The 8,334-nt window shown below is 71.1% G+C and carries 5 protein-coding genes; 4 read left to right on the forward strand and 1 reads right to left on the reverse strand.

From position 1 onward, the window contains the following. Together PSH25_RS28965 and PSH25_RS28970 are read left to right on the forward strand one after the other, a co-directional pair. Window positions 1–1,606 (forward strand): sulfatase-like hydrolase/transferase (locus PSH25_RS28965; RefSeq protein ID WP_238662046.1); only part of this gene is annotated, 1,606 nt, incomplete at its 5' end. Window positions 1,607–1,837: 231 nt separating this feature from the next. Beyond that, window positions 1,838–3,121, forward strand: coding sequence for a citrate synthase (locus tag PSH25_RS28970; protein WP_091408199.1), 1,284 nt, complete (start codon window positions 1,838–1,840; stop codon window positions 3,119–3,121). 259 nt (window positions 3,122–3,380) lie between these two features. Here the strand turns inward: PSH25_RS28970 and PSH25_RS28975 are convergent, their stop codons facing one another. Beyond that, window positions 3,381–4,652, reverse strand: a complete 1,272-nt coding sequence (locus PSH25_RS28975; protein WP_238662049.1) for a glycosyltransferase family 4 protein — start codon at window positions 4,650–4,652, stop codon at window positions 3,381–3,383. 480 nt (window positions 4,653–5,132) lie between these two features. Between PSH25_RS28975 and glgX the strand changes: the two genes are divergently transcribed. Beyond that, window positions 5,133–7,250 (forward strand): glycogen debranching protein GlgX, encoded by a 2,118-nt coding sequence (gene glgX / locus PSH25_RS28980; protein WP_238662047.1) that lies wholly within the window; start codon window positions 5,133–5,135, stop codon window positions 7,248–7,250. A gap of 1 nt (window position 7,251) precedes the next feature. Further along, window positions 7,252–8,334, forward strand: a 1,083-nt coding sequence (locus tag PSH25_RS28985; RefSeq protein WP_238662048.1) for an alpha-amylase family glycosyl hydrolase, incomplete at its 3' end; no start/stop codon positions are given.

The raw sequence follows: 8,334 nt of genomic DNA on the forward strand, positions 1-8,334 counted from the left end.
GGCGCCGGGCCGGGTGCTGCGACTGGCCGCCGCCGGCCCGGTGGCCTTCGTGGCGCTCTTCCTGCTCGTCTCGCCCACCTCTGCGGTGGTCCTGCCGCGCGGCGACGGCGGTGCGGCCGGCACCGCGCAGGGCTCGGCCGTGCACCCGCCGGTGGTCATGCTGATCCTCGACGAGCTGCCACTGGTCAGCCTGCTCGGCGCGGACGGGAAGATCGACGCCGGGCGGTACCCGCACTTCGCCGAGCTGGCCGGCGGCTCCACCTGGTACCGCAACTCCACCGGGGTCAGCGGGTGGACGCCGAACGCGCTGCCGGCGATGCTCACCGGCCGCTACCCGGCGCGGTCGGTCGCCCCGCACTACTCGCAGTACCCGGACAACATCTTCACGGCCTTCGGCGGCCTGTACGACATCCGCGCCGAGGAGAGCATCACCCGACTCTGCCCACCCAGCCGCTGCGAACAGCCGGTCGCCCCGGAGCAGGGGCTCGGCGTGCTGGTCCGTGAGACCGGCACACTGCTCGGCCGGGTCGCCGGGCCGACCGAGAGCGCGGTCGACCCGGAGGACTCCTACCGCGAGCAGACCCGCGCCGAGGCCGGCCTGGACGCCGCCGAACCGGCGCCGGCCGACCCGAAGTTCCGCTGGGACAGCCTGGACGACAACCAACCGGCCCGGTTCACCAGCTTCCTGGCCGGGCTGACGCCGGCGACCCGGCCCACCCTGCACTTCCTGCACCTGCTGATGCCGCACTCACCGTGGGCGTACCTGCCGTCCGGGGCGCGCTACGACGCACCCGAGGACCTGCCCAACGACGGCGCCGGCTGGGTCGACCTGGCCCGGCAGCGGCACCTCGCCCAGCTCGGCTACACCGACCGGCTGATCGGCGAGACGCTGCGGACGCTGCGCGCCAACGGCCTCTACGACCAGGCCCTCGTCGTGGTGACCGCCGACCACGGGGTCAGCTTCCGCCCCGGCGCCCAGGGCCGGGGCATGGACGCCATCAAGGCCGCCGCCGGCGAGGTCGCCTGGGTGCCGACGTTCGTCAAGGAACCCCGGCAACAGACCGGCCGGGTCGACGACCGCAACTGGGAACACGTCGACCTGCTGCCGACCGTGGCCGACGAGGCCGGCGTCCGGTTGCCGTGGCGGGTCGACGGGCGCTCCGCCCGGCAGGCCCCCCGCACCGACGGTACGAAGCACTTCTACGACCGCCCCGGCGAACCGGTCACCTTTCCCGGTGGGGTGCCCGCCCCGCCACCCCTGCCGCCACCGCACCCGCTGGTCGGCACCGAGGTCCGCGCCGGCCCGGCCGCCGGCAGCGCCCGGGTCGCCGACCTGGCCGCGTTCACCGCCACGGACCCGGACACCGGCACCCTCCCGGCGCTCGTCTGGGGCGACGTCCCGGACCGGATCCCGGACGGCACCCTGCTCGCGGTCGCCGTCAACGGCCGCATCGGATCGGTCGTCCCGGTGGTGCCGGCCGACCCCGGCGGACGCCGGTTCGCCGCGCTGCTCGCCGACGACAAGCTGTTCCACGCCGGCACCAACAAGCTCGACGTCTTCCAGGTGGCGACGGACGGTACGCTGCGACGCCTTGCGCTGTCGTGATCTGGCTTCCGGGCTCGGTCCGGCCGGGCTCCCGGGGTCGTTCGGCTCGGCTCCCGGGTACGGTCCGGTCTGGTCCCGCCTGGCGGGATGGCGGGTTTCCGGGCCGCCCGGTCGGGAATCGGGTGACGCATACCTCACCGCCGAACCACGGCGGGCGTTGTCCCCCGAGCCGCAATTACGGTAGAAGCGAAGGCAATTCAACGTAGATCTGCCGGCGAAGCGAGGAACCACATGACGGAAGTCAAGCTCGATCACCCCGGTGGGCAGCTGTCGATGCCGGTACATCCTGCGGTCGAGGGCCCCGCCGGTATCGGGGTGAGCAAGCTGCTGAAGGAAACCGGGATGACCACGTACGACCCCGGTTTCGTCAACACCGCCGCTGCCTCATCCGCGATCACCTACATCGACGGCGACGCGGGCATCCTGCGTTACCGGGGGTACCCGATCGAGCAGCTGGCCGAGAAGTCCTCCTTCCTGGAGGTCTCCTACCTGCTCATCTACGGTGAGCTGCCGACCGAGCAGCAGCTGACCGAGTTCACCGAGTGGATTCGGCGACACTCGCTGCTGCACGAGGAGATGCGCCGCTTCTTCGACGGCTTCCCCCGGGACGCCCACCCGATGGCGGTGCTCTCGTCCGCGGTGAGCGCCCTGTCCACCTTCTACCAGGACAGCCTGGACCCGTTCGACTCCGAGCACGTGGAGATCTCCACGGTCCGGCTGATGGCGAAGGTCCCCACCATCGCCTCGTACGCGTACAAGAAGTCCATCGGTCAGCCGCTGCTGTACCCGGACAACTCGCTGGGGTACGTGGACAACCTGCTGCGGATGACGTTCGGCGTGCCGGCGGAGCCCTACGAGGTCGACCCGGTGATGTCGAAGGTGCTGGACATGCTCTTCGTCCTGCACGCCGACCACGAGCAGAACTGCTCCACGTCGACCGTCCGCCTGGTCGGCTCCAGCAACGCCAACCTGTTCGCCTCGGTCTCGGCCGGCGTGAACGCGCTCTTCGGCCCCCTGCACGGCGGCGCCAACCAGGCGGTGCTGGAGATGCTCCAGCAGATCCACGCCGGCGACGGCGACGTCCGGTCCTTCGTCCGCAAGGTCAAGGACAAGCAGGACGGCGTCAAGCTGATGGGCTTCGGCCACCGGGTCTACAAGAACTACGACCCGCGGGCGGCGATCGTCAAGAAGGCCGCGCAGGACGTGCTGGGCCGGATGGCCAAGCCGGACCCGCTGCTGGACATCGCCATGGAGCTGGAGGAGATCGCCCTCGCCGACGACTTCTTCGTCTCCCGTCGGCTCTACCCGAACGTGGACTTCTACACCGGCCTGATCTACAAGGCCATGGGTTTCCCGACCAAGATGTTCACCGTGCTCTTCGCGCTCGGCCGGCTCCCCGGCTGGATCGCCCAGTGGCGCGAGATGATCTCCGACCCGGAGACCAAGATCGGCCGTCCGCGGCAGGTCTACGTCGGCTCCGCCGAGCGGGACTACGTCCCCTTCGGCGAGCGCTGACCCGCTCCTCGCTCCGCCAGCAGGCCGTCGACCCCTCCGGGTCGGCGGCCTGCCGCGTCCGGTGCGTCTGAGCTGCCTGCCCCGCCCCGGCATGATCGACTCGGTTTCCTTGAAGGCGCGGTGTCCGACGTGCCGGGATGCCCCGACTTCCGGGAAATCGAGTCGATCAACCGGAAGTCGGGGCATCCCCAGCACGGGGACACCCCGACTTCAAGGAAACCGAGTCGATCAAGCGCAGACGAGCCGGGCCAGCGGACCGTCAGCGCAGGCCGGCGGCGGCGAGGAGGTTGCCCTCGGGGATCGCCGGGAGGGCGCGACCCTGCGACATCCGCTGCTCGGCGCGCTCGGCGGTGAACGCGGCGTCGTGGTGGATGGCAGCGGCGTAGCTGGCGGCGGTGCGTTGGGCGATCGCGGCCCAGCCGTACTGGTCGTGCACCATCCGGCGGGCGTGGCGGGCCATGACGCGGGCGCGGTCGGCGTCGGACAGCAGCGCGTCCACGGCGTCGGTCAGGCTGTCCGGGTCGTGCGGGCGGAAGGTCATTCCGGTGACGCCCGGTTCGACGATCTCGGCGAGGCCACCGGTGGCGGCGACGGCGATGGGAGCGCCGGCTGCGGCGCCTTCCAGGGCGACCATGCCGAACGGCTCGTAGATGCTGGGCACGGCGAAGCAGTCGGACGCGGCCATCAGCGCCGGCAGCTCGGTGCCGCCCAGGAAGCCCGGCATGGTGACCATGCCGCCCAGGCCGCGGCGGTGCACCTCGGCCTCCAGTTCGGCGCGGTACGGGCCGTCACCGGCGATCACGGCGCGCAGCCCGGGGTGCCGTTCGCGCAGCCGGGGCAGCGCGGCGATCAGGTGCTGCACACCCTTCTCGTACACCAGGCGGCCGGCGAAGGTGACCAGCGGGCCGTCCCCGGCGAAGCGGGCGCGGGCGGCGGCCACGGCGCGCGCGGGCACCCGCCAGCGGTGCGGCTCCACGCCGTTGGCGACCACGTCGACCCGCCCGGCCGGTACGCCGAACAGCGCGTTCACCTCGTCGCGCATGTACCCGGAGCAGACGATCACCCGGTTGGACTCGCTGCTGAGCCACTGCTCGACGCCGTGGATGGTGCGGTTCATCTCCTCCGGCAGCCAGCCCTGGTGCCGCCCGGCCTCGGTGGCGTGGATCGTGCTGACCAGCGGGATGTCCAGGTGGTCCCGCAACGTCATCGCGGTGTGCGCCACGAGCCAGTCGTGGGCGTGGATGACGTCGTAGGAGCCGGCCTGGGTGGCGCGCAGCGCGGTGCGGGTGAGGGTGTGGTTGAAGGCCATGGTCCAGGCCAGCAGGGAGCCGGTGGCGAGGGGGAAGGTGACCGGGTCTTCGGGGGCGCGCAGGATGCGGACGCCGTCGGCGTACTCCTCCAGGGGTGCGCCTTCGGTGTGGCGGGTGACGACGGTGACCTCGTGGCCGGCGGCGGCGAGGGCGACGGAGAGGGCGTGCACGTGTCGACCGAGACCGCCGACGAGCACCGGCGGGTACTCCCAGGACAGCATGAGGATGCGGCGGGTCTGCGGGGGCACCCCGGGGCCGGACTGCGCCGGCACGGGCGTGCCGGGCTGCGCGGTGGGACCGGGCTGCGCGGGGGGCCGGGAGGTCAGGGTGGGCCGGTGGGCCCGGTCCTTGGTGGCAGCGAGCTGCTCGTCGACCCGCAGGGTCACATCAATCTCCGTCCATGCATGGTGGTGCGCGCCGGCGTCAGTGGCGGCGGAGCGAGAGGTGTAAGGGGTGGCAGATGGCCTGGCGGGCACGCGCGAACGCTTGTCCCCGGTCAAGGAAAGTGCATCGGACCCAAGAACGCATCTCGAAAAGGGTGATCGTGACGGAGGACACCCGATCGGTGTAGTGCGCATCAGACAGGTGGTTTCTGGTCACCGCCTGAAAGGATGGATTGGCGCGCCCGGGCCGGGGGCACTACCTGCGTGCGCGCGGGCGATCTCGGCCGGTGCGCACATAACCATGGTCTAAGGAGCGACATGCAGGTCTGGCCGGGCGAGCGGTACCCCCTGGGCGCCACCTACGACGGGATGGGCACCAACTTTGCCATTTTCTCCGAGGTGGCCGAGCGGATCGAGCTGTGTCTCTTCGACGAGTGGGACACCGGCGCGGAGCGCCGCGTCGAGCTGCGCGAGGTGGACGCGTACGTGTGGCACGCGTACCTGCCGGGCATCGAGCCGGGCCAGCGGTACGGCTACCGGGTGCACGGCCCGTACGACCCGGCGAACGGGCTGCGCTGCAACCCGCACAAGCTGCTGATCGACCCGTACGCCAAGGCCATCGACGGTGACGTGGAGTGGGACCCAGCGGTCTACGACTACGACCTGGACGAGCCGGAGCGGATGTCGGAGACCGACTCGGCGCCGTTCATGCCGAAGTCGGTGGTGGTCAACCCGTACTTCGACTGGGGCAACGACAAGCCGCCGCGCACCCCTTACCACCACTCGGTGATCTACGAGGCGCACGTACGCGGGCTGACCATGCGCCACCCGGACATCCCGGAGGAGTTGCGCGGCACGTACGCGGGCATCGCCTCCCCGCCGATGATCGACTATCTGACCCGGCTCGGGGTGACGGCGATCGAGCTGATGCCGGTGCACCAGTTCATCCACGACAACCGCCTCGTCGACCTGGGGCTGCGCAACTACTGGGGTTACAACACCATCGGTTTCTTCGCCCCGCACCACGGCTACTCGGCGCTGGGCCGGCTCGGCCAGCAGGTGCAGGAGTTCCGGGGCATGGTCAAGGCGCTGCACGCGGCCGGCATCGAGGTCATCCTCGACGTGGTCTACAACCACACCGCCGAGGGCAACCACCTCGGGCCGACGCTGAGCTTCAAGGGTGTGGACGCCCCGAGCTACTACCGGCTCAGCGAGGAGGATCGCCGCTACTTCGTCGACTACACCGGCACCGGCAACAGCCTCAACGTGCGCAGCCCGCACTCGCTGCAACTGATCATGGATTCGTTGCGCTACTGGGTGACCGAGATGCACGTCGACGGCTTCCGGTTCGACCTGGCGGCCACCCTGGCCCGGGAGTTCTACGAGGTGGACCGGCTCTCCACCTTCTTCGAGGTGGTGCAGCAGGACCCGGTGGTCAGCCAGGTGAAGCTGATCGCCGAGCCGTGGGACGTCGGCCCCGGCGGCTACCAGGTGGGCAACTTCCCGCCGCTGTGGACGGAGTGGAACGGCAAGTACCGCGACACCGTGCGGGACTTCTGGCGCGGTGAGCCGGCCACCCTCGCCGAGTTCGCGTCCCGCATCTCCGGTTCCGCCGACCTCTACCAGGACGACGGCCGCCGCCCGTTCCACAGCATCAACTTCGTCACCGTGCACGACGGGTTCACCCTCAACGACCTGGTGTCCTACAACGACAAGCACAACGAGGCCAACGGCGAGGAGAACCGCGACGGCGAGAGCCACAACCGGTCCTGGAACTGTGGGGTCGAGGGCGACACCGACGACGAGGCAGTGCTGGCGCTGCGGGCCAAGCAGCGGCGTAACTTCCTGGCCACCCTGATGCTGTCGCAGGGCGTGCCGATGATCGGCCACGGTGACGAGCTGGGCCGCACCCAGCACGGCAACAACAACGTCTACTGCCAGGACAGCGAGCTGGCCTGGGTCGACTGGGACAACATCGACGAGCAACTGCTGGAGTTCGTCCAGACGCTCACCGCGTTCCGCAAACGACACCAGGTGTTCCGCCGCCGCCGGTTCTTCACCGGCCTGCCCGTGAACGGGCGCGGCATCGACGAGCCGCTGCCCGACCTGGCCTGGCACACCCCGGACGGGCGGGAGATGACCGGCGAGGACTGGGGCAACGACTTCGGCCGCTCGGTGGCGCTCTTCGTCAACGGCGAGGGCATCCGCGAGCGTGGCCAGTACGGCCAGAAGCACCACGACGCGTCGTTCCTGCTCTGCTTCAACGCCCACGACGCGGCACTGGACTTCACCATGCCCGGCAGCGAGTACGGCCAGAAGTGGGAACGGGTGATCAGCACGGCGGAGCCCGAGCCGGGCGACGCCACGGTGATCAGTGCGGGCGGCACCATCCGGGTGCCGGACCGGTCCCTCGTCGTGTTGGAGAGGACGATCTGACATGCCGGCCACCCCTCCACAGACGACCTACCGGGTCCAGGTCCGCCCCGGGTTCGACCTGGACGCCACCGCCGCGATCGTCGACTACCTGGACGACCTCGGCGTCAGCCACCTCTACAGCGCCCCGCTGCTGACCGCCACCCCCGGCTCCCAGCACGGCTACGACGTGGTCGACCACCGGGCCGTCAACCCGGAGCTGGGCGGGGAGGCCGCCCGGCAGCGGCTGCTGCGCGCGCTACGCGACAAGCAGCTCGGCCTGGTCGTCGACATCGTGCCCAACCACGCCGGGGTCGCCGTTCCGGCCGCCAACCCGCCCTGGTGGGACGTGCTGCGCCGGGGGCGCGACTCGGCGTACGCCGAGTGGTTCGACATCGACTGGGACCGGGGCCGGCTGCTGCTGCCGGTGCTGGCCGACGACCCGGCCGCCCTGGACGACCTCAAGCTTGTCGACGGGGAGTTGCGCTACCACGAGCACCGCTTCCCGGTCGCCGACGGCACCGGCGACGGCAGCGCCCGGGAGGTGCACGACCGGCAGCACTACGAGCTGGTCTCCTGGCGGCGCGGTGACGCCGAGCTGACGTACCGCCGGTTCTTCGCCATCGCGGGCCTGGCGGGTCTGCGCGTGGAGGACCCGGCGGTCTTCGCCGCCACCCACGAACTGGTGCTGCGCTGGGCCGCCGCCGGTGAGGTCGACGGCATCCGCGTCGACCACCCGGACGGCCTGCGCGACCCCGCGGGCTATCTCGCCCGGTTGCGGGCCGCCGCACCCAACGCCTGGCTCGTGGTGGAAAAGATCCTGGAGTACGGCGAGGAGCTGCCGGACTGGCCGGTCGACGGCACCACCGGCTACGACGCCCTGGCCGCGGTCAGCGGGCTCTTCGTCGACACCGACGCCGAGGGTGACTTCACCGCGTTGGACAACCGCCTGACCGGGCGGCACACCTCCTGGGAGGACCTGACCCACGCCACCAAACTGGCCGCCGCCACGCAGTTGCTCGGCACCGAGCTGACCCGGCTGGCCGCCCTCGCCCCCGAGGTGCCCACCGAGCAGGCCCGCGCGGCGCTCGCCGAGCTGGCCGCCGCG

The sequence above is a fragment of the Micromonospora foliorum genome (assembly GCF_022229015.1).
In the GTDB taxonomy this organism is placed as follows: domain Bacteria; phylum Actinomycetota; class Actinomycetes; order Mycobacteriales; family Micromonosporaceae; genus Micromonospora; species Micromonospora foliorum.